This window comes from Pedobacter sp. SYP-B3415 (assembly GCF_004138205.1).
Lineage (GTDB): Bacteria > Bacteroidota > Bacteroidia > Sphingobacteriales > Sphingobacteriaceae > Pedobacter.
Genome location: NZ_RXNQ01000036.1, coordinates 56220 through 81336, shown reverse-complemented (window position 1 = coordinate 81336; position 25117 = coordinate 56220). Strand labels below are relative to the sequence as shown.

22 protein-coding genes and 5 tRNA genes are annotated in these 25117 nt (G+C 46.2%); 21 read left to right on the top strand and 6 right to left on the bottom strand.

The genetic code is table 11. The features are described from left to right. Window positions 1–67 precede the first annotated feature (67 nt). From EJV45_RS17705 to EJV45_RS17605, 21 genes are all read left to right on the top strand, one after another. Entirely contained in the window at window positions 68–964 is an 897-nt protein-coding gene (locus EJV45_RS17705) for a ComEA family DNA-binding protein (protein WP_129717862.1), read from the top strand. Then, complete coding sequence (locus tag EJV45_RS17700; RefSeq protein WP_129717860.1) at window positions 957–1487, top strand: adenine phosphoribosyltransferase; 531 nt, start codon at window positions 957–959, stop codon at window positions 1485–1487. Before EJV45_RS17705 ends, EJV45_RS17700 begins: the two co-directional genes overlap by 8 nt. 189 nt (window positions 1488–1676) lie before the next feature. Continuing rightward, window positions 1677–2849, top strand: coding sequence for an acyl-CoA dehydrogenase (locus EJV45_RS17695; RefSeq protein WP_129718098.1), 1173 nt, complete (start codon window positions 1677–1679; stop codon window positions 2847–2849). Window positions 2850–3193: 344 nt separating this feature from the next. After that, window positions 3194–3388 (top strand): 30S ribosomal protein S21, encoded by a 195-nt coding sequence (gene rpsU, locus EJV45_RS17690; RefSeq protein WP_107216518.1) that lies wholly within the window; start codon window positions 3194–3196, stop codon window positions 3386–3388. A gap of 159 nt (window positions 3389–3547) precedes the next feature. After that, window positions 3548–4459, top strand: a complete 912-nt coding sequence (locus EJV45_RS17685) for a tyrosine-type recombinase/integrase (protein WP_370291493.1) — start codon at window positions 3548–3550, stop codon at window positions 4457–4459. Window positions 4460–4473: 14 nt separating this feature from the next. Next, complete coding sequence (gene hpf / locus EJV45_RS17680) at window positions 4474–4821, top strand: ribosome hibernation-promoting factor, HPF/YfiA family (RefSeq protein WP_129717858.1); 348 nt, start codon at window positions 4474–4476, stop codon at window positions 4819–4821. Between the two features lie 210 nt (window positions 4822–5031). Then, window positions 5032–5104 (top strand) — tRNA-Thr (locus EJV45_RS17675). A gap of 42 nt (window positions 5105–5146) precedes the next feature. Beyond that, a tRNA-Tyr gene (locus EJV45_RS17670) sits at window positions 5147–5232 on the top strand. 85 nt (window positions 5233–5317) lie between these two features. Further along, window positions 5318–5393: transfer RNA gene (locus tag EJV45_RS17665), tRNA-Gly, on the top strand. A 68-nt stretch (window positions 5394–5461) separates the two neighbouring features. Then, a tRNA-Thr gene (locus tag EJV45_RS17660) sits at window positions 5462–5533 on the top strand. A gap of 122 nt (window positions 5534–5655) precedes the next feature. Continuing rightward, a complete protein-coding gene (tuf, locus tag EJV45_RS17655) occupies window positions 5656–6843 on the top strand; it encodes an elongation factor Tu (protein WP_129717856.1) in 1188 nt (395 codons plus the stop codon). 159 nt (window positions 6844–7002) lie between these two features. Then, window positions 7003–7073 (top strand) — tRNA-Trp (locus tag EJV45_RS17650). A 13-nt stretch (window positions 7074–7086) separates the two neighbouring features. Beyond that, window positions 7087–7284 carry a preprotein translocase subunit SecE gene (secE, locus tag EJV45_RS17645; RefSeq protein WP_129717854.1) on the top strand — a complete coding sequence of 66 codons (198 nt, stop codon included), beginning with the start codon at window positions 7087–7089 and terminating at the stop codon, window positions 7282–7284. Window positions 7285–7293: 9 nt separating this feature from the next. Then, window positions 7294–7836, top strand: coding sequence for a transcription termination/antitermination protein NusG (nusG, locus tag EJV45_RS17640; protein ID WP_129717852.1), 543 nt, complete (start codon window positions 7294–7296; stop codon window positions 7834–7836). Window positions 7837–8307: 471 nt separating this feature from the next. After that, a complete protein-coding gene (gene rplK, locus EJV45_RS17635; protein WP_129717850.1) occupies window positions 8308–8751 on the top strand; it encodes a 50S ribosomal protein L11 in 444 nt (147 codons plus the stop codon). Between the two features lie 22 nt (window positions 8752–8773). Then, complete coding sequence (rplA, locus tag EJV45_RS17630; RefSeq protein WP_129717848.1) at window positions 8774–9472, top strand: 50S ribosomal protein L1; 699 nt, start codon at window positions 8774–8776, stop codon at window positions 9470–9472. Between the two features lie 2 nt (window positions 9473–9474). Then, complete coding sequence (gene rplJ / locus EJV45_RS17625) at window positions 9475–10002, top strand: 50S ribosomal protein L10 (protein ID WP_129717846.1); 528 nt, start codon at window positions 9475–9477, stop codon at window positions 10000–10002. A 68-nt stretch (window positions 10003–10070) separates the two neighbouring features. Next, the gene (gene rplL, locus EJV45_RS17620; protein WP_129717844.1) at window positions 10071–10451 is read left to right on the top strand and encodes a 50S ribosomal protein L7/L12; all 381 of its coding nucleotides are present in this window, start codon (window positions 10071–10073) and stop codon (window positions 10449–10451) included. Window positions 10452–10610: 159 nt separating this feature from the next. Next, the gene (gene rpoB / locus EJV45_RS17615) at window positions 10611–14414 is read left to right on the top strand and encodes a DNA-directed RNA polymerase subunit beta (protein ID WP_129717842.1); all 3804 of its coding nucleotides are present in this window, start codon (window positions 10611–10613) and stop codon (window positions 14412–14414) included. A 69-nt stretch (window positions 14415–14483) separates the two neighbouring features. Further along, complete coding sequence (gene rpoC / locus EJV45_RS17610; RefSeq protein WP_129717840.1) at window positions 14484–18770, top strand: DNA-directed RNA polymerase subunit beta'; 4287 nt, start codon at window positions 14484–14486, stop codon at window positions 18768–18770. A gap of 211 nt (window positions 18771–18981) precedes the next feature. Continuing rightward, on the top strand, window positions 18982–19296 hold the full coding sequence (locus EJV45_RS17605; protein WP_129717838.1) for a DUF3467 domain-containing protein: 315 nt from the start codon (window positions 18982–18984) through the stop codon (window positions 19294–19296). Here EJV45_RS17605 and miaA read toward each other — a convergent pair. The 6 genes from miaA to EJV45_RS17575 all read right to left on the bottom strand — a co-directional run bounded on the left by miaA (window position 19287) and on the right by EJV45_RS17575 (window position 25093). Then, entirely contained in the window at window positions 19287–20219 is a 933-nt protein-coding gene (gene miaA / locus EJV45_RS17600; RefSeq protein ID WP_129717836.1) for a tRNA (adenosine(37)-N6)-dimethylallyltransferase MiaA, read from the bottom strand. The two genes, EJV45_RS17605 and miaA, sit on opposite strands and share 10 nt — an antisense overlap. Before the next feature lie 40 nt (window positions 20220–20259). Next, entirely contained in the window at window positions 20260–20910 is a 651-nt protein-coding gene (locus tag EJV45_RS17595; RefSeq protein ID WP_129717834.1) for a hypothetical protein, read from the bottom strand. A gap of 138 nt (window positions 20911–21048) precedes the next feature. Beyond that, entirely contained in the window at window positions 21049–22449 is a 1401-nt protein-coding gene (locus EJV45_RS17590) for a CCA tRNA nucleotidyltransferase (RefSeq protein ID WP_129717832.1), read from the bottom strand. A 54-nt stretch (window positions 22450–22503) separates the two neighbouring features. Next, a complete protein-coding gene (locus EJV45_RS17585) occupies window positions 22504–23070 on the bottom strand; it encodes an L-threonylcarbamoyladenylate synthase (protein ID WP_129717830.1) in 567 nt (188 codons plus the stop codon). Then, entirely contained in the window at window positions 23051–24265 is a 1215-nt protein-coding gene (locus EJV45_RS17580; protein WP_240755333.1) for a glycosyltransferase family 1 protein, read from the bottom strand. Before EJV45_RS17580 ends, EJV45_RS17585 begins: the two co-directional genes overlap by 20 nt. A gap of 9 nt (window positions 24266–24274) precedes the next feature. Continuing rightward, entirely contained in the window at window positions 24275–25093 is an 819-nt protein-coding gene (locus EJV45_RS17575; RefSeq protein ID WP_129717828.1) for a 2,3,4,5-tetrahydropyridine-2,6-dicarboxylate N-succinyltransferase, read from the bottom strand. Between the last annotated feature and the right edge of the window lie 24 nt (window positions 25094–25117).

The following is a 25117-nucleotide window of genomic DNA, read 5'->3' as shown; positions in this document are numbered from 1 at the left end:
CTCTGGTTGCGCATTGCCGCGAAATTTCAAAAATAAGATTTATATTTAAAAAAACTGTTACAAACCAATGATCAGAAAATGGCTGGAGCTCAATTTCAGCGTCAGCCGGCGCGAGTACAATGGCCTTGTTGCGCTGGCCGTGCTGATTCTGCTCATCCGAGTCGTATCGACGGCAATATCATGGTGGCAGCATGAACAAACGACTCCGGTTTCAGCGGCCGAACTGGTGATGATCAGGGAGCTGGAGTCTCTGCCAGAGCCACAAAGCCGTTTTTCCCCCTCCAAAAAGAACCGGCAGCAACACATGGCTTCATCGCAGCTTTTTCGCTTCGATCCCAATACAGCCAGTGTGCAGGACTGGCAACGCCTTGGTCTTTCTGCAAAGCAGGCGGCAGCTATCATCAGGTATCGGGAAAAGGGCGGAGTTTTCAGAAAAAAGTCAGATGTGGCCAGGATGTATACCATCCGCCCCGATTTGTATACCCGTCTTGAACCTTATATTGACATCGAAGAAATCGAAGTCAAGTCTGGCATTAATCAGCCGGTCGCAAAGCCGGTTGCACCCATCATTGCTTTGCATGATGCCGATTCGGCGATGCTGACCACAGTTCGCGGTCTTGGTCCGGCCTTCGCCTCGCGCATTATTCGTTATCGCGACCGGCTGGGCGGTTTTTACACCCTGCTTCAGCTGAAGGAAGTTTATGGAATGGATAGTATGAGGTTAGCACAGATTCTTCCGCAGTTAAGCCTGGACGCCGGTCGGATTAAACGCATTTTCATTAATAAGATTAATTTTGATGAGTTAAAAGGCCATCCATATCTCCGGTATAAACAAATCAGCGCGCTTATAGCCTACAGGAATCAGCATGGTCCGTTCAAAAGTGGCGAAGACTTAAAAAAAGTGGTTATTTTGCCGCCAGAAACTATCCAAAAACTGGAACCATACCTCAACTTTAATGATTGAAGACCGAATAAAAGCCGCTGTGCGCGATGTTGCAGATTTTCCAAAACCAGGTATCATTTTTAAAGACATCACACCTATCCTGAAAGACGCCATATTGTGTAAAGATATCACCGCCGCACTGGCCGAACAGGTCAGGGGGCTTGGCATCGATGTAGTTGCAGGTATAGAGAGCCGTGGCTTTTTGTTCGGCCTTGCCCTGGCTAATTACCTGGGCGTACCCTTTGTACCCATCCGGAAAGCGGGTAAGTTACCATACAAAACCATCAAACAGGAATATGCGCTTGAATATGGCACAGCTACGCTGGAACTGCATGCAGATGCACTTGAAACCGGTCAGCGCGTGCTGGTACACGACGATTTGCTGGCAACCGGCGGAACGGTTCTGGCGGCATCATCGCTCATCGGGCAGCTCGGGGCCGAAGTGGCAGGATATTCCTTCATCATCAGCCTTGATTTCCTGAACGGGCGGGAGCGTTTATCGCGGTTCAGCGATAAGATCTGGTCGCTCGCCGCCTGGGCCTGAGTGCAAAAAAAATAAAATTATTTTTCTGAGGTCTTTATGCTTGCATAATATTTTGTGTGCAGAAATTGAACTGAATACCGTTTTATTCTGTTTTCAGGCAAATAAATGATGCCCTGATCATACTGCTGAATGTTTATCATTGTGATGAAAACCAGTTCAGATATGGCAAAAGACACGATGTACACAGAAATGCAGGCCGATGCCGGCGGCGTTGAGGGTTTCGGCTTTTCCGAAACAGAAAACCAGATTCAGATCAGGCAAATGGTTCGCGATTTCGCAGAGAAGCACATTCGTCCGCACGTCATGGAATGGGATGAAGCACAGGTTTTTCCTGTAGAGCTGTTCAAAGAAATGGGTCAGCTTGGGCTGATGGGGGTGCTGGTTCCTGAAGAGTACGGCGGGTCGGGGCTGGGTTACCATGAATACGTCGATGTCATTGTGGAGGTTGCAAGGGTTTGCGGATCAATCGGTTTATCGCTGGCCGCACACAATTCGCTTTGCACCGGTCACATCCTGAACTTCGCAAATGAGGAACAAAAGCAGCGCTGGCTACCCAAACTGGCTACCGCAACATGCATCGGTGCCTGGGGCCTTACCGAAGCCGGCACGGGGTCTGATGCGCTGAGGATGCAAACCACAGCCCGGCTGGATGGCGATCACTATGTAATCAATGGTGCCAAAAACTGGATTACCCATGGTAAATCGGGAGATATCGCTGTTGTAATGGTGAGAACAGGAGAAACGGGGAAGGCTTCGGGAATTTCGGCAATTGTTGTTGAACGTGGTACGCCTGGTTTTGAAGCGGGTAAGAAGGAAAACAAACTGGGTATGCGGGCCTCAGAAACCACAGAAATGATCTTTGACAACTGCCGTGTGCCGAAAGAAAATTTGCTTGGCGCAGAAGGGGAGGGTTTCAAGCAGGCCATGAAAGTACTGGACGGCGGCCGGATTTCTATAGCAGCGCTTGCGCTTGGTATTGCAAAGGGTGCCTTTGACGCGGCGGTGAATTATGCAAAAGAACGGCAGCAATTCGGGCAGCCTATTGCGAATTTTCAAGGCATTAGCTTCAAACTGGCAGATATGGCTACAGAGATCGAGGCAGCAACCCTGTTGATCCGACAGGCCTCCGACCTGAAAAATCGTCAACTGCCGGTTACAAAAGTATCTGCCATGGCCAAATATTATGCCTCAGAGGTGTCGGTACGTACGGCGACCGAGGCGGTGCAAATCTTCGGGGGCTACGGCTATACAAAAGACTTCCCCGTCGAAAAATACTATCGCGACGCCAAACTTTGCACAATTGGCGAAGGGACCTCCGAAATTCAGAAGATCGTTATTGCGCGCGAGGTCCTTAACTTATAATTGTCCATTCTAACCAAATATTCATATGAGCGATCCGGCAGCCATTCAGGTGCCGGATTTTTTTTGGAAGTGCTCCTTCATGAAGATAACTTACAGTCGAAAACCCCGGGCGGCTGAAAGGCCGTGATTAGCCTTGCACATTCTGCCATGGATTTGTTGATTCAGCCTTCCATTTTCGGTTGGGCAGAGGCGCCGGACAATCAGTTATAGCGCCTGATCCATATGCTGTTCGGCCGGAGGCGGGGTGCCCAGGACTTCTATCTATATTTCAAATCAGTACTTGCAAAATAACTAATTAACCGTATATTTGCAGTCCTTAAAAAACGAAAGGAGGTATCAACGTTATGATCATTATCAACATTAAAGACGGCGAATCATTGGATAAAGCCTTGAAACGCTTCAAAAAGAAATTTGAAAAAACAGGTGTATTAAGAGAGCTTCGCAGTCGTCAGGCATATGAGAAACGTTCCGTAACCCGTCGTACACAGGTTAAACACGCTATCTACAAACAGGGCTTGCAACAGGAAGCCGGTCTTTAAGACTACTGTTCTATCATATTCTGAGCCCCTTGCAATTTTTTGCAAGGGGCTTCTTTTTTGATTTGGACCAAACTTTATGCGACCGAAAGTGTAGCCATGTTGGCGCCTGGTTATGAAAAGGCGGCCGCACCCTTTTGTTATCTTAAAACTATTTGTAAATTGACTTTTGCAACAGCGCGCGATCATATGTATACCGAGGCATTTCTAAGTTACCTTCAGTACGAAAAACGATACGCCGTACATACGCTCACTGCCTACAGGAAAGATCTGGATGACTACTGTCTGTATCTTCAGGAGGCATTTGACCTTACGGCAGAGGCTGCGCTGCACAATGAAATCAGGAGTTATGTAGTTTCATTGATGGATGCAAAGCGATCGGCAGTTACCATTAACCGCAAATTGTCTGCTTTGCGTTCGTTTTATAAATTTCTCCTGGCATCGGGCCGTATTGCCAAAAACCCGATGTTGCTTGTTAAAGCGCCGGTGGTGCCGAAAAAATTACCTGTCTTTGTAGATGACCGGAAGATGGACCAGTTGCTTGATGGAACAGATATCTTCGATGATACGTTTGCCGCCAGGCGAGACCGGCTTGTGCTCGAACTGCTGTTTGGTACAGGCATGCGTCTGAGCGAACTGACCGGACTGAATGAAAACAGCGCAGACCTGAAGAATGGCATGATCCGCGTATTGGGAAAAAGAAGTAAGGAGCGGCTGATCCCGCTTACCCCGGCGCTTGCAGTTGAACTGGAGAAATACCTTGCTGAGAAATCAATGCAAAATTTCGACAACAAATCGAATGCACTAATCGTTACAAATACAGGTACACGGGCTTATGCCCGGTTGGTTTACCGGATCGTAAACCGATATCTGTCTTATGTGTCTACGCACGATAAAAAAAGCCCGCACGTACTGCGGCACTCGTTTGCAACGGGACTGTTAAACAGGGGGGCTGATTTAAATGCGATAAAAGAGCTGCTCGGGCATTCAAGTCTGGCGGCGACCCAGGTGTATACGCATAATTCAGTTGAAAGACTTAAATCAATTTATAAACAAGCCCATCCGAAGGCTTAAAAAAAGGAGGAAACATGAAAATCAGAGTTCAGTCGATCCATTTCAGCGCTGATCAGAAATTGTTGAGCTTTATTCAGAAGAAGGTAGACAAACTTGATCAGTTTTTTGATCACATCATCAGCGGAGAAGTTTATCTGAAGCTTGAAAATGTAGAAGATGAGTCGAACAAGATCAGTGAGATTAAATTGATCGTACCTGGCGGAACGTTGTTTGCGAAAGAACAGTGCAAATCGTTTGAAGAGGCAACCGACCTGGCAATTGAGTCCTTACGGAAGCAGGTTAATAAACATAAAGATAAAACACGTGCAAAATTAAGTGAGCACAAAACGATCCTTACCGGCGACGAAGTTGCTGACTATTAGGGAGCTACTTTCCGGTAAGTAAGAATACGTGTTCGGCGGCTGAAAAGTCGCCGAATTTTTTTTCTAAAATTATTTGCGGGTGTATGATTTTGTTGTAGATTTGCATTCCATTTCGGAAGGGGCATGAGGCCAGAAACGAAGTGGTTTGTTCTCTGAATGATGAAATACTTAAACATTGTTTGTCTGAAAAGACAGCGATGATCCACATAAGCCTCCTTAGCTCAGCTGGTAGAGCAACTGACTTGTAATCAGTAGGTCATTGGTTCGATCCCGATAGGAGGCTCTTTTTATGTATGCCGGGTTATATGCCCGGCATCATAATCGGGGGGAGATACCAGAGTGGCCAAATGGGACAGACTGTAACTCTGTTGTCGCAAGACTTCGAAGGTTCGAATCCTTCTCTCCCCACCAACCCAATGAGTGTAGGTTTGAGTGAATACATGAACGGGCGGTCTGCGTTCGTTTTTATGAAACAACCAATCTATTCGATCATTACGCGGAAGTAGCTCAATTGGTAGAGCGATAGCCTTCCAAGCTATAGGTTGCGGGTTCGAGACCCGTCTTCCGCTCCAGTACATTTACGTTTACGATGCACATTCGGTAATCGTTGCAGGTTAAACTAACCTGGCGTAAATTGAAAGCCGAAGTAGCTCAGCGGTAGAGCACTTCCTTGGTAAGGAAGAGGTCGTGGGTTCAAGTCCCATCTTTGGCTCATGATCAAACGGCTTTGTTAAATCATCCGGCAGGTATGGTTGAACAAGGTTTTTTGTATTGCAATTGTATAGAACAACAGTAATAAAATAAAAAAGTTAACCTACTAATTAGTTATAAAAAATGGCAAAAGAAAAATTTGACCGGAGTAAACCGCACTTGAACATCGGTACAATCGGTCACGTTGACCACGGTAAAACCACTCTGACTGCAGCTATTACAAAAGTACTGTCTGACGCAGGTTTATCTGAGGCCCGTTCATTCGATTCAATTGACTCAGCTCCTGAGGAAAAAGAAAGAGGTATCACCATCAATACTGCTCACGTTGAGTACTCAACTGCTAACCGTCACTATGCACACGTTGACTGTCCAGGTCACGCGGATTATGTGAAAAACATGGTTACAGGTGCTGCACAGATGGACGGTGCGATCATCGTGGTTGCGTCTACAGACGGTCCGATGCCGCAAACTCGCGAGCACATCCTTTTGGCTCGTCAGGTAGGTGTACCTTCATTGGTTGTGTTCATGAACAAAGTGGACATGGTTGATGACCCTGAATTGTTAGACCTTGTTGAAATGGAAGTTCGTGAACTTCTTTCATTCTACGAATTCCCTGGTGATGATATCCCTGTTATCCGTGGTTCTGCCCTTGGTGGTTTGAATGGCGAGCCTCAGTGGGTTGAAAAAATCATGGAACTGATGAACGCTGTTGACAGCTACATCCCAATTCCTCCACGTCTGACTGACCTTCCTTTCCTGATGCCAGTAGAGGACGTATTCTCAATCACTGGTCGTGGTACAGTTGCTACCGGTCGTATCGAGCGTGGTCAGATCAACTCTGGTGATCCTGTTGAGATCCTGGGTATGGGTGCTGAAAACCTGAAATCAACCGTAACTGGTGTGGAAATGTTCCGCAAAATCCTTGACTACGGTGAAGCAGGTGATAACGTAGGTCTGTTGCTGCGTGGTATTGAGAAAACTGATATCCGTCGTGGTATGGTAATCTGTAAACCAGGTTCAGTAACTCCTCACACTGATTTCAAAGCTGAGATCTATGTATTGTCTAAAGCAGAAGGTGGCCGTCACACTCCATTCTTCAACAAATACCGTCCTCAGTTCTATTTCCGTACCACAGACGTAACCGGCGAGATCTCTCTTGCAGAAGGTACTGAAATGGTTATGCCTGGCGATAACGTTACCATCACTGTAAAGCTGATCAACGCAATCGCAATGGAAAAAGGTCTTCGTTTCGCTATCCGTGAAGGTGGCAGAACCGTAGGTGCAGGTCAGGTAACTGAAATCTTGAAGTAACAATAGTTGGTACAACGTATTTAGTATCATAGCAGGTCACTGCCAGATACTAAATACAAAGTGCCAAGTATAACAATAAGTAGTTGGTAAAGGGTATTTAGTACTTAGGCGGCTTACCGAACAGGTGCTAAATACCATACTACCAAATACTTACAATACACGGGAATAGTTCAATGGTAGAATAGAGGTCTCCAAAACCTTTGATCAGGGTTCGAATCCTTGTTCCCGTGCAAAAAACTAAATATGGCTAAGGTAGTTGATTTTGTAAAAGAATCGTACGATGAAATGACCCAGAAGGTGACCTGGCCTTCATGGGGAGAATTGCAGAGCTCTGCTATTCTTGTGCTGGTTGCGTCTCTTATCATTGCGTTGTTGATCTTCGCTATGGATAAAGGCTCTACTTTCGTTCTGGATACGTTTTATAAATCACTTTCAAATTAATACAGGCTCATGAGCGATCAGTTGAAATGGTATGTAGTACGGGCCGTTAGTGGTAAAGAGAAAAAGGTTAAACAATATATCGACGCAGAAATCGGCCGTTTAGGACTTTCTCACCTCGTTCCGCAGGTATTGATCCCGATGGAGAAATACTATCAGATGCGCGACGGAAAAAAAATCGCCAAAGAACGTAACTACTATCCAGGCTATGTATTGATCGAAGCTGCCCTTGACGGTGAGCTTGAGCACGTGATCAAAAATATTAATAGCGTAATCGGTTTCCTTGGCGACAAGGCCGGCAATGCTATCCCGATGCGCCAGGCAGAAGTTAACCGTATTCTTGGTAAGGTTGACGAGATGAGTGAGCAGGGCGAAATGATGAACGTACCTTATTACGTTGGTGAGAACATCAAAGTAATGGACGGACCATTCAACGGTTTCAGTGGCGTGATCGAAGAAGTGAACGAAGAGAAGAAAAAACTGAAAGTAATGGTCAAGATCTTCGGACGAAAAACGCCGCTCGAACTTAACTACATGCAGGTAGAGAAAGAGTAGATCGATACATCATAATTTGATAAGAGGTCCTTTTAGTCTGATGGTTTTGCCCGCAGGTTAAAAGGATTTTTTGTTTAAGTTATTGGGCTGCCCGTAGATATATCATCGGGACTTGAATAGCAAAAAGCGCTGGTCGGCAAGAAATGACAGCTTAGCTACAATTTGTTTACTTTAGTTATTCCAGCTGTATTCCGTTTATGACGGGGCTGTAAAATACAGGCCGAGACACTGGAAACGGCGATGATAGGGATCTGAGGGGGGAAGCGCCAGGAATATTGACAGCGGGCTGTCAGCCACTGAAAGCGGCGATCAGCCACTGCAGAAAATCCTGAAATATAATTTGTTAATACCTTTTGCATTTATGTAAGAATACTTATATCTTTGCAGTCCCTTTATTTTTAAGGAGATAGAGGATTCTTAAATGTTACATGCTTCCAAATTTAACATTGAGTTTTAAATAAATAACACAAAATGGCAAAAGAAGTCAGTGCACTGATAAAATTACAGATCAAAGGTGGAGCTGCAAACCCGTCGCCACCCGTTGGCCCTGCATTAGGTGCTAAAGGGGTAAATATCATGGAGTTTTGCAAACAGTACAATGCTCGTACCCAAGATAAGCCAGGTAAAGTACTACCAGTTGTAATTACTGTTTATGCTGATAAGTCATTCGAGTTTATCATCAAAACCCCTCCTGTAGCTGTGCAGCTGAAAGATGCTACAAAATTGCAGAGTGGTTCTGCTGAGCCCAACCGTAAAAAAGTTGGATCGGTGACCTGGGATCAGATCAAGGCGATTGCTGAAGACAAAATGCCGGATCTCAATGCATTCACGCTGGAGTCGGCAATGAGTATGGTTGCCGGAACAGCACGCAGTATGGGTATCACTGTAACAGGTGACTCGCCCTTGAACAATTAATTCACAAAAACAGTTTACAACAGTGGCGAAATTAACAAAAAATCAAAAGAAAGCACATGCGAAGATCGAGGCTGGTAAAGCCTACACGCTTCAGGATGCGGCTGCTTTGGTGAAAGATATCACGACCACTAAATTCGATGCTTCAGTTGATATTGACATCAGTTTAGGGGTAGACCCGCGTAAAGCGAACCAGATGGTTCGTGGTATTGCTACGCTTCCTCACGGCACGGGTAAAACCGTTCGTGTTCTTGCCCTGGTTACACCAGACAAAGAAGAAGAGGCGAAAGCAGCCGGCGCAGACTTCGTTGGCTTAGACGAATACGTGTCTAAAATTGAAGGTGGCTGGACCGATGTTGACATTATCATCACTACTCCTGCATGTATGGCGAAAGTAGGTAAACTGGGCCGCGTTCTTGGTCCAAGAAACCTTATGCCAAACCCTAAATCAGGTACGGTAACCAATGAAGTTGGTAAAGCTGTAACCGAAGTTAAGGCAGGTAAGATCGATTTTAAAGTAGACAAAACAGGTATCATACACGCTTCAATCGGGAAAGTATCATTCCCTGCAGACAAGATTTATGAGAATGCACTTGAAGTGATTCAGGTTATTTCTAAATTGAAACCGTCTGCAGCAAAAGGAACTTATTTTAAGAGCATTCACATGTCTTCTACAATGAGTCCCGGAATTGCAATTGAAACTAAATCAGTAGCGGGGATCTAATCATGAACAGAGAAGAAAAACACGAAGTAGTTTCAGAGCTTCAGCAGCAAATGCAGGAGTATGGTAACTTTTATGTAACCGATACTTCAAGCCTGTCTGTTGAGCAGGTGAATAACATCCGTCGCAAATGTTTTGAAAGCGGTATCGTGATGAAAGTTGCCAAGAACAAACTGATCCGTAAAGCGATCGAAGGTCTTGATAACGCAGACGACGCAGCAGAACTTTATCCCGCACTGAAAGGCTCATCATCACTTTTGTTCGCAAAAACCGGTAATGGTCCGGCCAAGCTGATCAAAGCGCTGAGAAAAACATCAGACAAACCCGTTTTAAAAGCGGCATTTATAGATTCAACAGTATTTGTTGGTGACAACCAGCTTGATACTTTGGTAAGCCTGAAATCAAGAGAAGAGCTTATCGGAGACATCATCGGCTTGCTTCAGTCGCCTGCTAAAAACGTTGTTTCTGCCCTTAAATCGAGCGGTGGTAAAATTGCAGGTATTGTTAAAACTCTCCAGGAGAGAGAAGGGTAACGAATTCCCTTTATACAAATTCGTATTAAACTAATTATTAAAACGTAAATTTTTAAAATCTTATAAAAATGGCAGATTTGAAATCGTTTGCTGAGCAATTGGTAAACTTGACAGTTAAGGAAGTTAATGAGTTAGCTCAAATTTTGAAAGACGAGTACGGCATCGAGCCTGCTGCAGCTGCGGTTGCGGTAGCTGGTCCTGCTGCTGGTGGCGACGCTCCTGCTGCTGCTGAGGAAAAAACAGCTTTCGACGTAATCCTGAAAGAAGCTGGTGGTCAGAAACTTGCAGTTGTTAAACTTGTAAAAGACCTGACTGGCCTTGGTTTGAAAGAAGCAAAAGACCTTGTTGACGGTGCACCAAAAGAACTGAAAACCGGTGTTGCTAAAGACGAAGCTGAAGCCCTGAAAAAACAATTAGAAGAAGCAGGAGCTGTAGTTGAAATTAAGTAATCACTTAATTTCCGGCAAACGCTAAAAATTCTCAGACTCCGACTGAAAATGTCGGAGTCTTTACCCGTTTATAAGCAGCTCATTTTGTTTGGTTGATGAGCAGCTTTCACAAAAGCCAAACAAGTAGTTTATTCTTAAACTAAAAAAACTTTTAGTCCATTGGCAAATAAAGTCGAACAAAGAGTAAATTTTGCAACAAGTAAACACATCATTGATTATCCTGATTTTCTTGATGTGCAGTTGCAATCCTTCAGGGAATTCTTTCAGATCGAAACGACTTCAGACGACCGCCACCAGGAAGGTCTCTTTAAGGTTTTCGCCGAAAATTTTCCGATCACAGATTCAAGAAACATCTTCGTTTTAGAATTTCTTGACTATTTTATTGATCCGCCACGGTACGACATCCAGGAGTGTATTGAAAGGGGACTCACTTACAATGTTCCGCTAAAGGCAAAGCTTAAGCTCTCCTGTAACGATGAGGAGCATGAAGACTTTGAGACCATTATCCAGGACGTTTACCTGGGTACCATCCCATACATGACTCCCAAAGGTACTTTTGTGATCAATGGAGCAGAACGCGTAATCGTGTCACAGTTGCACCGCTCACCTGGTGTATTCTTTGGCCAAAGCCGCCACACCAACGGTACCAAGCTCTATTCGGCCCGTGTTATTCCTTTCAAAGGTTCATGGATTGAGTTTGCTACAGACGTGAACAACGTCATGTACGCTTATATTGACCGGAAGAAAAAATTCCCGGTTACTACCCTGTTGCGTGCCATCGGTTACGATTCTGACAAAGATATTCTCGAACTGTTTGACCTTGCGGACGAAGTTAAGGTTAGCAAATCAGGACTCAAAAAGTACATTGGCCGTAAACTTGCCGCCAGAGTACTCAGAAAATGGGTGGAAGATTTCGTAGACGAGGATACCGGCGAAGTGGTATCTATTGACCGTAACGAAGTCATCCTCGAACGGGAAACCATCCTTGAAGACGAACACATCGATATGGTTATCGATGCCGGCGTTAAAAGTATCATCCTGTCTAAAGACGATGGTGCCAGCCAGGCAGATTATACCATTATCTATAATACATTACAAAAGGATACATCCAACTCTGAGAAAGAGGCTGTTGAGAACATCTACCGTGCGCTGCGTAACGCAGAACCACCTGATGAGGAAACGGCAAGAGGTATCATTGACCGTCTGTTCTTCTCAGACAAACGGTATGACCTGGGGGATGTGGGCCGTTACCGCATCAACCGCAAACTAAAAATGGATACACCAGATGATGTAAAGGTATTGACGAAAGCCGATATCATTGCCATCGTGAAGTATCTGATCAAACTGATCAACTCGAAAGAAGAAGTCGATGATATCGATCACCTGTCTAACCGTCGTGTACGTACGGTAGGTGAGCAGCTGTATGCGCAGTTTGGCGTAGGTCTGGCCCGTATGGCCCGTACCATCCGCGAGCGTATGAACATTCGTGATAACGAGGTGTTCACGCCTACAGACCTGATCAACGCGCGTACACTTTCGTCAGTGATCAACTCATTCTTTGGTACCAACCAGCTTTCGCAGTTTATGGACCAGACCAACCCGTTGGCTGAGATTACCCATAAACGTCGTCTGTCTGCGCTTGGGCCAGGTGGTCTTTCGCGTGAACGTGCCGGCTTTGAGGTTCGTGACGTTCACTACACGCACTATGGCCGTCTGTGTACCATCGAAACACCTGAGGGACCAAACATCGGTCTGATCTCCTCTCTTTGTGTTCACGCCAAGATCAACAACCTTGGTTTCATCGAAACGCCGTACAAGCGGGTCGTAGATGGCAAAGTTGTGGTAGATGAGCCGGTAATTTATCTGTCTGCAGAAGATGAGGATGGAAAAACCATTGCTCAGGCCAATGCAGAGTATGACGACAAAGGTGTGTTTAACACCCCACGTGTAAAAGCACGTTACGAAGGTGACTTCCCGATCATTGAGCCTGAGAAACTTGACCTGATGGACATTGCTCCAAACCAGATCACTTCAATCGCGGCTTCGCTGATCCCGTTCCTTGAGCATGATGACGCCAACCGTGCGCTCATGGGCTCGAACATGCAACGCCAGGCGGTTCCTTTGCTGCGTCCGGAGTCTCCGATTGTTGGTACCGGTCTTGAAGGCCGCGTAGCCCGCGATTCGCGTACACTGATCAACGCAGAAGGCGACGGTGTGGTAGAGTATGTGGATGCGAATGAGATCACCATCAAATATGAAAGAACTGATGACGACCGTCTCGTTTCTTTTGAAGGTGACAGCAAAACATACAGACTGATCAAGTTTAAGAAAACTAACCAGAATACCTGTATCAACCTGAAGCCTATCGTGAAGAAAGGCCAGAAGGTGAGCAAAGGTCAGGTTCTTTGCGAAGGTTACGCAACACAGGATGGTGAACTGGCACTTGGCCGTAACCTGAAGGTGGCGTTCATGCCTTGGCAGGGCTTCAACTTTGAGGATGCGATTGTAATCAATGAGCGGATTGTTCGTGATGACATCTTTACATCACTTCATATTGAAGAGTTTGAACTTGAGGTACGTGATACAAAACGTGGTGAGGAAGAACTTACACCTGATATTCCTAACGTATCTGAAGAAGCTACCAAAGACCTTGACGAAAACGGTATCATCCGTATAGGCGCTGAGGTTAAGGAAGGCGATATCCTGATCGGTAAGATTACCCCTAAAGGCGAATCTGATCCTTCACCGGAGGAAAAACTGCTCCGCGCCATCTTTGGTGATAAAGCTGGAGACGTGAAAGATGCGTCTTTGAAAACGCCGCCTTCTATTCAGGGTGTGGTTATCGATACCAAGCTGTTCTCGCGCGCCAAGAAAACCTCGAAAGCTGAAGAGAAATCGCAGCTTGAAAAACTTGACACGAAGTACAACCGCGCAGTTGAAAAACTTAAATCGGAACTTGTAGACAAGCTGTTCCATATTGTAAACGGAAAGACCTCACAAGGGGTATTTAACATCTACAAGGAACTACTGGTAGCCAAAGGTGCTAAGTTCACCCAGAAAATTCTGGCCGACCTGGACTATAACCACATCAGCCCGAACAAATGGACTACTGACGATGATAAAAACGAGCTTATCAAACAGCTGCTGCATAACTACGGCATTCGTGTAAACGAAGAGCTGGGTGCATACAAACGTGATAAGTTTGCAATCAGCGTGGGTGACGAACTTCCATCAGGTATCGTTCAGATGGCTAAAGTATACGTAGCTAAGAAACGTAAACTGAAAGTTGGTGATAAAATGGCAGGTCGCCACGGTAACAAAGGTATTGTTGCACGCATCGTTCGCGATGAAGACATGCCATTCCTTGCTGACGGATCGCCGGTTGACATCGTGCTGAACCCACTGGGTGTACCATCACGTATGAACCTTGGTCAGATCTATGAAACCGTTCTGGGCTGGGCCGGTAAAGAACTGGGTGTGAAATTCGCTACCCCGATCTTTGATGGTGCTTCGCACGACGAGGTTGAAGAGTGGATCGCTAAGGCTGGGGTTCCGGCCTCAGGCAGAACCTATCTGCACAACGGTCTTACAGGTGAGCGCTTTGACCAGCCGACAACAGTAGGTATTATCTACATGCTGAAACTCGGTCACATGGTTGATGACAAGATGCACGCACGTTCAATCGGACCATACTCGCTCATTACACAACAGCCTCTGGGTGGTAAAGCCCAGTTCGGTGGTCAGCGTTTTGGTGAGATGGAGGTTTGGGCACTCGAGGCATTCGGTGCAGCGAACATCCTGCAGGAGATCCTGACTGTGAAGTCTGACGACGTGATCGGAAGGGCTAAGACCTACGAAGCGATCGTTAAAGGTGAAAACCTGCCAACTCCGGGTGTACCTGAGTCATTCAATGTACTTGTACATGAATTACGCGGCTTAGGTCTGGATATTACGTTAGACTAAGTACAAGACAAAGTTGAATTCAGCTCCGGCTGTTTTCAACTTTGACTTACCACTTCAATAAAAAGAGATATGTCTTACAAAAAGGATAATAAATTAAAAAGCAATTTCACCTCGATCACGATCAGCCTGGCTTCTCCGGAATCCATTCTTGAGCGTTCGAGCGGTGAAGTGTTGAAACCCGAAACCATTAATTACCGTACCTACAAACCCGAACGCGACGGTTTGTTCTGCGAGCGTATTTTTGGTCCGGTAAAAGATTACGAGTGCCATTGCGGTAAATACAAACGTATTCGCTACAAAGGCATTGTCTGCGATCGTTGCGGTGTGGAAGTAACAGAGAAAAAGGTTCGCCGCGAGCGCATGGGACACATCAACCTGGTGGTTCCTGTAGCACACATCTGGTATTTCCGTTCGTTGCCAAATAAAATCGGTTACCTGCTTGGCCTGCCAACCAAAAAACTTGACCTTATCATTTATTATGAGCGGTATGTAGTTATTCAGGCTGGCCTGATGGGCGAAGAAGGTATCCAGTACATGGACTTCCTGACAGAAGAAGAGTACCTGGATATCCTGGATAAACTGCCAAAAGAAAATCAATACCTGGACGATAAGGATCCAAATAAATTCATCGCTAAGATGGGTGCTGAGGCACTCGAAGACCTGTTGAAGCGTATTGATCTGGATACTTTGTCTTATGACCTGCGTCACCAGGCTGCAAATGAAACTTCACAGCAACGTAAAAACGAAGCCTTGAAACGCCTTCAGGTTGTTGAGGCTTTCCGTGGTGCAAATACCCGGATTGAGAACAACCCAGAATGGATGATCGTGAAGATTGTTCCTGTAATTCCGCCGGAACTTCGTCCGCTTGTGCCATTGGAAGGTGGTCGCTTCGCAACATCCGATCTGAATGACCTTTACCGCCGTGTAATCATTCGTAACAACCGTCTGAAAAGACTGATCGAGATCAAAGCGCCTGAAGTGATCTTACGTAACGAAAAACGTATGCTTCAGGAAGCTGTAGACTCGTTGTTCGATAACTCACGTAAAGTCAATGCGGTTAAAACCGAAGGTAACCGTGCCTTGAAATCACTTTCAGACATCCTGAAAGGTAAACAAGGCCGTTTCCGTCAGAACCTTCTTGGTAAACGTGTCGATTACTCTGCACGTTCGGTAATTGTTGTAGGTCCAAACCTTAAACTCCATGAGTGCGGTTTGCCGAAAGACATGGCCGCCGAGTTATTCAAACCGTTTATCATCCGTAAGATGATTGAGCGTGGTGTGGTTAAAACGGTAAAATCTGCTAAAAAGATTGTAGACCGTAAAGACCCGCTGGTTTGGGACATTCTTGAAAATGTATTAAAAGGTCACCCGGTTCTCCTTAACCGTGCTCCTACGCTGCACCGTCTGGGTATCCAGGCATTCCAGCCGAAACTTGTAGAAGGAAAAGCAATCCAGCTTCACCCGCTTGTGTGTACTGCGTTCAACGCCGACTTTGACGGTGACCAGATGGCTGTTCACCTTCCGCTTGGCAACGCTGCAATTCTTGAGGCGCAGGTATTGATGCTGGCTGCACATAACATTCTGAACCCTGCCAATGGTACGCCAATTACGGTTCCTTCTCAGGACATGGTTCTGGGTCTGTACTATATCACAAAAGGCCGTCGCACAGACGAAACCCGCGTGGTTAAAGGTCAGGATGCCGTATTCTATTCGCCTGAAGAGGTCATCATTGCTTACAATGAAAAACAAGTGGACCTGCATGCTTTCATTCGTGTAAAAGTGAATGTGAAAGAAAATGACGGAACCACCGTAAATAAACTGATCGAAACTACCGTTGGCCGCGTACTGTTTAACCAAATGGTGCCGGAAGAGGTAGGTTACATCAACGAACTGCTTACCAAAAAATCACTCCGCGACATTATCGGCGAGGTAGTGAAAATTACGGGTATGGCACGTGCGTCAAAATTCCTTGACGATATTAAAGAACTCGGATTCCAGATGGCTTTCCGCGGCGGACTGTCGTTCAACCTCCAGGATGTTAACATTCCGGTTGAGAAACATACGTTGCTTGAGCAGGCTGCAGCAGAAGTTGAAGAGGTGCGGAACAACTATAACATGGGTTTCATCACCAACAACGAGCGCTACAACCAGATCATCGATATCTGGACCCGTATCAACAACAGGCTTACATCATATGTAATGACCCAGTTGTCTAATGACAACCAGGGCTTCAACTCGGTGTACATGATGCTTGATTCAGGTGCCCGTGGTTCGAAAGAGCAGATTCGTCAGCTCTGCGGCATGAGGGGTCTGATGGCCAAACCTCAGAAATCAGGTTCAGGCGGCGAGATCATCGAGAACCCGATCCTTTCAAACTTTAAAGAAGGTCTGTCGGTACTCGAGTACTTTATCTCTACCCACGGTGCCCGTAAAGGTCTTGCGGATACGGCTCTGAAAACAGCGGATGCCGGTTACCTGACCCGCCGTTTGCATGATGTTGCACAAGACATGATCGTGAACGACGAGGACTGCGGAACACTGCGTGGTATTTACACAACTGCACTGAAAGACAATGAAGATATCGTTGAGCCATTGTACGAGCGTATTCTCGGTCGTACTTCGCTGCACGATGTTTACAACCCGCTTAACGGCGAATTGATGGTAGGTGCTGGTGAAGACATCACTGAAGAGATCGGTAAAGCAATCGAGGAATCACCTGTTGAAGGTGTTGAGATCCGCTCAGTACTGACCTGCGAAGCCAAACGTGGTGTGTGTGCACTTTGTTACGGACGTAACCTGGCAACAGGTAAACGCGTTCAGCGCGGTGAAGCTGTCGGTGTAATCGCTGCACAGTCTATCGGTGAGCCGGGTACACAGCTTACACTTCGTACCTTCCACGTGGGTGGTACCGCATCGAACATTGCTGCAGAATCGCAGATCAATGCTAAGTTCGACGGTGTAATCGAATTTGAAAACATCCGTACGGTTGATACCGAAACTGAAGATGGAAACATCCAGGTGGTTCTAGGCCGTTCAGGTGAGTTCAGGATTGTTGAGCCTGGAAGTGGCCGTGTAATCATGACGAATAATATTCCTTATGGTGCCTACCTGTATGTTAAAGAGGGTGATCAGGTTACCAAAGGTGATAAGATCTGTTCATGGGACCCTTATAATGCCGTTATCATCTCAGAATTTGCGGGTAAAGCAGAATTCGATGCCATTATCGAAGGCGTTACCTTCCGTGAAGAGTCTGATGAGCAAACCGGTCACCGTGAAAAAGTAATTATCGATACCCGCGATAAAACCAAGAACCCGTCTATCCGTATCGTTGACAAGAAAGGCGATATGGTAAAAGGTTACAACATTCCTGTTGGTGCGCACATCGCGATCGACGAGGGCGAAGCAATCAAGACAGGTAAGGTTATTGCAAAAATTCCAAGAGCAACCGGAAAAACCCGGGATATTACCGGTGGTCTTCCGCGTGTAACCGAGCTTTTCGAAGCACGTAACCCGTCTAACCCGGCTGTAGTGACCGAGATTGATGGTGTGGTAACACTTGGCGGTATCAAACGTGGTAACCGTGAGATCACAATCGAATCGAAAGATGGCGAAGTAAAAAAATATCTTGTTCCATTGTCTAAACACATCCTTGTACAGGATAATGACTTTGTGAAGGCAGGTATGCCGCTTTCAGACGGTTCAATCTCACCGGCAGACATTCTTGCAATCAAAGGACCTGCTGCAGTTCAGGAGTACCTGGTAAATGGTATTCAGGAAGTTTATCGTCTGCAGGGCGTGAAAATCAATGACAAACACTTCGAGGTCATTGTTCACCAGATGATGCAGAAAGTTCATATCGAAGATCCGGGTGATACCCGTTTCCTTGAAAATGAGTCTGTAGACCGTTGGGACTTTACCGAAGAGAACGACTCGATTTACGATCAGAAAGTGGTTGTAGACGCGGGAGATTCTACCGCCGTGAAACCTGGCCAGATCCTGTCGCTGCGTAAACTGCGTGATGAAAATTCACAGCTGAAACGCAAAGACATGAAACAGATCGAAGTTCGTGACGCACGTCCGGCTACGGCCAGTTCTATGCTGCAGGGTATTACCCGTGCATCACTGGGTACAAAATCGTTTATCTCGGCGGCATCCTTCCAGGAGACCACCAAGGTTCTGAACGAAGCTGCAATCGCAGGAAAACGCGACAGCATGCTTGGTCTGAAAGAAAACGTGATTGTGGGTCACCTGATCCCGTCTGGTACCGGTGTACGCGGTTACGAACGCATCATCGTTGGTTCGCAGGAAGAGTACGACAAACTACTTGCTTCAAAACAGGAAGAAGTCGAAGCATAAGCTTTTCTTCTGATAGATATAATCCCGGTCTGGTTGCAGACCGGGATTTTTTGTTTATGATCAGGGTGGACACGGAGCTCGTTAGAAGGTCTTTTATTATAAACTTGTTTGTTCAGTTTCCGACCTTTAACTTTAGACTTTCAACTTTTCACTTTAAACTTTTCACTTTAGACTTTACACTTTACACTTTTAACTTTTCACTTTAAGAGGTATGCAGGAAGAACAACCACAAGACAACCAGCTTAACATAGAACTTTCAGAGGAGATAGCAGAAGGGATTTTTTCTAACCTGGCCATCATAACGCATTCAAATACTGAGTTTGTGCTCGATTTTATCCGGGTAATGCCTGGTATTCCCAAAGCAAAGGTGAAGTCGCGCATTATCCTTACGCCCGAACACGCCAAACGGCTTATGCAGGCCATGCAAGACAACATAGAAAAATTTGAGGCCATAAATGGCCGGATAAAAATGCAGGATGAACCGCCGTTTCCGATGAATTTTGGGGGGCCGACGGCTCAGGCCTGATCTTCTGCCAGGGTCTGACTAATAAGTTGTTCAATTTTTGGATACGCATCGGGCTCAAACCAATGCATGTCAGAATCTTTTCTGAACCAGGTGAGCTGACGCTTGGCAAAACGACGGGTGTTCTGTTTGATGCGGTCTACAGCTTCCTCAAGGCTGCTTTCTCCATCGAGATAATTGAAAAGTTCGGAATAACCCACCGTTTGTAAGGCGTTGAGCTCCCGGTATGGAAGGAGAGAGCGCACTTCATCAAGCAGTCCTGCAGACATCATCATGTCTACCCGGTTGTTGATGCGATTATACAATACAGCCCGGTCTGTGTTCAGGGCAATGCGGAGAATCTTAAATGGCCGGATCTTACGACGCTGTGTGCGCATGGCAGAAAGCTTCTGGCCTGTAGAATAAAAAACCTCCAGGCCCCTGATCATACGCTGAGGATTGTTCAGGTCTACGATCGCAGCATATTCCGGATCAACCTCCTTTAAACGCGCTCTGATTGTGTCGATACCTTCTTCCTCATGCAAGCGATTCATCTGCGCGCGTATATCCAGATTGATCTCCGGCATATCATCCAGGCCATTACATAACGCATTTATATAAAGCCCTGAGCCACCCACAGCAATTACGATCTGATATTTTTTAAATAACTCATCCAGCTTTGATAGCGCCGCCGCTTCGAAGTCGCCCGTACTGAATAAGGTGGAGATGCTGTGTGAGTTGATAAAATGGTGTGGCGCGGCCGCTAACTCATCTGCATCAGGTTTAGCAGTTCCGATCTCCATTTCCCGGAAAAGTTGCCTGGAATCAGCCGAAATGATTTCCGTGCGAAAATGACGCGCAAGCCTCACGGCAAGGGCCGTTTTACCGATAGCGGTCGGTCCGGCTATCACTACAAGTAACTTCCGGCTTACAGGGGTTGATGCCATTCAAAAAGTATCTGCAAGCCGCAGGCCGGTCTCGCCGCTGCTAGTAATCGTTTTTCCTGTCGTCGTCGTCGTAATTCCCGTTGTCTGAAAACTCATCTGAGAATTCATCGCCTTCGCTTTCCTCTTCCGAATCTTCTTCCTCACGTTCCTGTTCGTTGATACCCATATCGCCCATGGCCTCCAGTTCGTCTGTATCTTCGGGAACGAAGTCCATATCATTAAGGAAGTCAAATTCGTCAGATTTCGATGTTTCTGCGGCAGCCGCCGGAAGATTTTTGTCAAATATCTTCGGCGCATCGCCCACGCTTTTTGCAAGAAAAGGATATTCAATGTTCGGATCAGCGTCAAGAATAATGCGAATCAATTCAACGTGAAAATCGTACGGGCGTTCGAAATTGTAGGTATAATAAAACTTCTGATGCGGGTCTTCAATAAAGGCGCTGAGCTTGGATTTCTCCATTAGGGCTACACCCTGGTCCTCTTTCCGTTTATTTGGCAGGTAGGCAATTTCATCACCCTTGATCCAGTTGTCTGTACTTACATAGAATGAAGACGACTTGTCAGGAGCATAACCCGTTGAACGGTGAATAGCCCTGTGCAGATCTTCAAAAGTCTGGTTTGATTTGATGTCGATTTCACGCGAAATCTCATCATAGTCTTCGAAAGTGATTTTAAATTTATAAATAGCCATATACCAATCCGCCTGACGGCGCCGCCCTTTTTTTGTCTATGCCTAAACAGCAGAGAAAACGCAAAGTTTATAATAAGTGTAAAATTAAAAATAATTATTTAATACCTGATCAATGGATGTACCCTGTGCCTATCCTCATTATTTTGCCTGCAGTCCCATCTTCCCGGCAGTCTGCAACATAAACTGAATCGCTTCTTCACGGTCATTCCTTATTTCGCCTTCCAGAATGGCCTCGCGAATTGCATTTTTTATGAGGCCGACTTCTCTGCCAGGTGCCAGGCCAAATGTATCCATGATATCTGTGCCGCTAATAGGAGGCTGCCAGTTTCTAATCTGGTCGCGTTCTTCCACATCTTTAAGCTTTTGTTGAACCAGCTCGAAGTTGCTGCGGTACTTTTTGATCTTGTATTCGTTTTTCGTTGTGATATCCGCGTTGCATAAGAGCATCAGCGCCTCAATGTCTTCACCGGCATCAAAGAGCAGGCGTCTGACGGCCGAGTCGGTAACAACTTCCTGGGCAAGTACAATAGGCCGTAAATGGAGCTGTACCATCTTTTGAACGAATTTCATATGTTCATTAAGCGGCAGTTTCAGTTGCGCGAATATTTTTGGCACCATGCGCGCTCCTTTGTCTTCATGCCCATGGAATGTCCATCCATGACCTTCTTCAAAACGTTTGGTTGCCGGTTTTGCAATATCATGCAGAATTGCGGCCCAGCGAAGCCAAAGATCTTCAGAATAGAGACTCAGGTTATCAAGCACCTGTAAGGTGTGATAGAAGTTGTCCTTATGCCCCTTACCCTTAATTACATCAACGCCATATAACTGCGCCATCTGCGGAAAAATGAGCTGCAGAAGACCGGTATCAAACAGGTAATTAAAACCAACAGAGGGTTCAGGAGATAAAATGATTTTATTTAATTCGTCTGTTATCCGTTCTTTTGAAACGATGCTGATGCGCTCTTTCTGTGTTTCAATTGCGGTGACTGCTTTCTGGTCTATTTTAAAGTTCAGCTGCGACGCAAAGCGGATCGCACGCATCATGCGAAGCGGATCGTCTGAAAACGTAAGCTCAGGGTCAAGAGGTGTCCGGATCAGCCGGTTTTCCATGTCTTCAAGACCGCCGAAGGGGTCAACGAGCTGACCGTATGTTCCCGCGTTCAGGGAAATCGCCAGCGCATTGATGGTGAAATCACGACGTTGTTGGTCATCTTCCAGGCTGCCATTCTCTACAATAGGTTTCCTCGAATCGCTGCGGTAAGATTCTTTTCTCGCCCCTACAAATTCTACCTCAAGATCCTGATGCCGAAGCATAGCCGTGCCGAAATTTTTAAATACCGACACCTTCGTGTGAAGTTTTTTGCCCGCCTTTTCTGCAAAGTCGATTCCGTTTCCAAGAACAACAATGTCAATGTCTTTTGAAGAGCGGTGAAGGAAAATATCGCGCACAAAACCACCGATCACAAATGCCTGTACATTTTCTTCTGCGGCAACGCGCGCCAGGGTTTCAAACACAGGATGTGACAGGTATTGTTCCAAATTTTCTCGGGTTATATGAACCGGCCGCGCCGGGGGCCACAAAAATAAGAAATCTTATTTTCTGATAAAGGAAAATTGACCGCCAGCACCAAGTTTCATGATCGTTGAAGGTGTTTTAGGTGCGCGCAGCTCCTGTTCGAAATCTACGACGAGATCTACAGCTGATAAAATTTCTTCAGAAATGTCATCGAATGTGGCAGGAGAGGGCTGGCCACTCAGATTTGCCGAGGTTGAAACGACTGGCTTACGAAAGCGTTGCACCAGTGCCGTGCAAAAATCGTGTTTTACAATTCGGATGCCCACAGACCCGTCTGCATTGATTACTTCAGGTGCCAGATTTTTAGCGCCGTCAAAAATAAGCGTCAGTGGCTTCTCCGCATATTCGATCAGGTCGTAAGCAACATCGGGAATGTCGTTTACATAGGCAGCTAGTTTGTTGTCTGTATCAAGCAAAATAATCAGGCTTTTCTCAGCTGGGCGCCTTTTTATGTCGAGCAACTTCTTTACTGCCGTGCTGTTTGTGGCATCACAACCAAGTCCCCAGATGGTATCAGTAGGGTAGAGGATTACACCCCCGTCTCTGAGCACTTCAAGTGCCTTATCAATCTCTTGTGTTAGCATGGTCTGACATGTTAAGATAACAATTCATTAGTTGTGAAGCAAGGAGATCATCTTCGAAACGCTGTACATAAGCCGCTCCTGCAGCTACCATCTGCTGCCTGATATCTTCGTTTGCAACAATTTTATTTACGGCCGCCGCCAGCGCCTGCGGATCATCAGGCGATACATAAATACTTTCGGGTCCGCCGGCTTCCTCAAGGCAAGAGCCTGTAGCCGCAACCACCGGGATCTCACTGTGCAACGCTTCGACCAGTGGAATGCCAAAACCTTCGTACCTGGACGGATAAACGAACAGCTCTGCCGCCTGGTAAATGCCCGGCAGATCTGAAAAGGGTACCCTTGGCAGAAAGTGCACCCGACTGCTGAGCCGAAGTCGGGTTACTGCCGCCTCCACCTCTTTAAAATAGGTCGTTTTTTTACCAACCACAACAAGGTGTACATCCGCATCAATGGCTGGAAGGGCCTCGACAGCGAGTAACAGGTTTTTACGCGTTTCTATGGTCCCGACATTTAATATGTAACGCGCAGGCAGTTGATACCGGGAACGAATTGCTGAAAGATGGCTTTCCTTAAGCCTGTTTTTGAAAACCGGGTCGCAGCTTTGGTAGATCACTTCAACCCGGGAGGGATCAACATGATAAAATGATACGATATCGGCCTTTGTGCGTTCGCTGATCGCGATGATCTTGTCTGCATGCTGACAGGCATAGCGGCTTTTAAGTTTATAAATCAGCCTGTCTACCGGTTTATACCATTCAGGAAAACGAAGAAAGATCAGATCGTGTATCGTGACAACTGTGCGGATACGTGTTTTATTGATTCCGAAAGGTATTTCATGACTAAGACCATGAAAGACCTGCACCCGGTCACGAATCAGATCGCGAATGATCCCGAAACTTCGCCAGAAGAGACTTTTTGAACCCGGAAGCTTTAAAACGATGTTGTGCTGCGCCAGAAAGCGGGTCACGGCGTCATTGTCACTTCTTCTGTTCGTATAAACGAGGTATTTGTTCGCCGGGAAGTTTTTAGCCAGAACGCTGATCAGCCAGCGGCTGTAATTGCCGAGTCCTGTGGTATTGTTGGCGGCACGCTTTCCATCATACCCGATGATCAGGCTATTGAAACCAGAAAGTTCAGCTCCGGTTGCCGGAGCTGAACTTTCAGTAAAATGATATGAATCTGGCCGGGTTTCCACGCTGCCGGATTATACTGCTACGTTGTGATCTCTTAATGCGTTATTAAGCGAGGTCTTTTTGTCTGTAGACTCCTTGCGCTGACCAATAATAAGCGCACATGGCACCTGATATTCGCCTGCAGGGAACTTTTTCGTATAACTGCCCGGAATAACAACCGAACGGGCAGGAACCACACCTTTATATTCAACTGGCTCGGCGCCGGTTACGTCAATGATTTTTGTAGATGCCGTCAGAACCACGTTTGCCCCTAAAACAGCCTCTTTTTCAACGCGCACACCCTCTACAACAATAGCACGGGAGCCAACGAAACAATCGTCTTCAATGATGACAGGTGCCGCCTGAACAGGTTCCAGGACACCACCTATACCAACACCTCCTGAAAGGTGAACCCTTTTGCCGATCTGTGCACATGAACCGACTGTAGCCCAGGTATCGACCATGGTACCTTCATCTACATAAGCACCGATATTTACGTAAGAGGGCATCATGATCACGCCTTTCGCAAGGTACGCACCGTAACGGGCAAGGCCGTGTGGTACTACGCGAACGCCTCTATCCTTGTAATCGGTCTTCAATTCCATCTTATCATGGAATACAAACGGACCAACCTTTATTTCTTTCATCTCCCGGATAGGGAAATACAGGATAACGGCTTTTTTAATCCACTCATTAACGCCCCAAGAATTCAGTACCGGCTCAGCTACGCGGATTTCTCCCTTGTCAAGCTGCATAATGATGGTTTCTATGGCCTCGCAGTATTCACTGTATTCGAGCAGGGAACGGTCTTCCCAGGCGGCTTCAATGAGTTTCTTTAAATCTGATAACATTTCAATTTTTTTGCACAAAATAAA

Excerpts from the sequence above, each read along its gene's own strand:
- EJV45_RS17705 (WP_129717862.1), top strand. The coding sequence starts at position 68 with ATGATCAGAAAATGGCTGGAGCTCAATTTCAGCGTCAGCCGGCGCGAG.
- EJV45_RS17700 (WP_129717860.1), top strand. The coding sequence starts at position 957 with ATGATTGAAGACCGAATAAAAGCCGCTGTGCGCGATGTTGCAGATTTT.
- EJV45_RS17695 (WP_129718098.1), top strand. The coding sequence starts at position 1,677 with ATGCAGGCCGATGCCGGCGGCGTTGAGGGTTTCGGCTTTTCCGAAACA.
- rpsU (WP_107216518.1), top strand. The coding sequence starts at position 3,194 with ATGATCATTATCAACATTAAAGACGGCGAATCATTGGATAAAGCCTTG.
- hpf (WP_129717858.1), top strand. The coding sequence starts at position 4,474 with ATGAAAATCAGAGTTCAGTCGATCCATTTCAGCGCTGATCAGAAATTG.
- tuf (WP_129717856.1), top strand. The coding sequence starts at position 5,656 with ATGGCAAAAGAAAAATTTGACCGGAGTAAACCGCACTTGAACATCGGT.
- secE (WP_129717854.1), top strand. The coding sequence starts at position 7,087 with ATGGCTAAGGTAGTTGATTTTGTAAAAGAATCGTACGATGAAATGACC.
- nusG (WP_129717852.1), top strand. The coding sequence starts at position 7,294 with ATGAGCGATCAGTTGAAATGGTATGTAGTACGGGCCGTTAGTGGTAAA.
- rplK (WP_129717850.1), top strand. The coding sequence starts at position 8,308 with ATGGCAAAAGAAGTCAGTGCACTGATAAAATTACAGATCAAAGGTGGA.
- rplJ (WP_129717846.1), top strand. The coding sequence starts at position 9,475 with ATGAACAGAGAAGAAAAACACGAAGTAGTTTCAGAGCTTCAGCAGCAA.
- rplL (WP_129717844.1), top strand. The coding sequence starts at position 10,071 with ATGGCAGATTTGAAATCGTTTGCTGAGCAATTGGTAAACTTGACAGTT.
- rpoC (WP_129717840.1), top strand. The coding sequence starts at position 14,484 with ATGTCTTACAAAAAGGATAATAAATTAAAAAGCAATTTCACCTCGATC.
- EJV45_RS17605 (WP_129717838.1), top strand. The coding sequence starts at position 18,982 with ATGCAGGAAGAACAACCACAAGACAACCAGCTTAACATAGAACTTTCA.
- miaA (WP_129717836.1), bottom strand. The coding sequence starts at position 20,219 with ATGGCATCAACCCCTGTAAGCCGGAAGTTACTTGTAGTGATAGCCGGA.
- EJV45_RS17595 (WP_129717834.1), bottom strand. The coding sequence starts at position 20,910 with ATGGCTATTTATAAATTTAAAATCACTTTCGAAGACTATGATGAGATT.
- EJV45_RS17585 (WP_129717830.1), bottom strand. The coding sequence starts at position 23,070 with ATGCTAACACAAGAGATTGATAAGGCACTTGAAGTGCTCAGAGACGGG.
- EJV45_RS17575 (WP_129717828.1), bottom strand. The coding sequence starts at position 25,093 with ATGTTATCAGATTTAAAGAAACTCATTGAAGCCGCCTGGGAAGACCGT.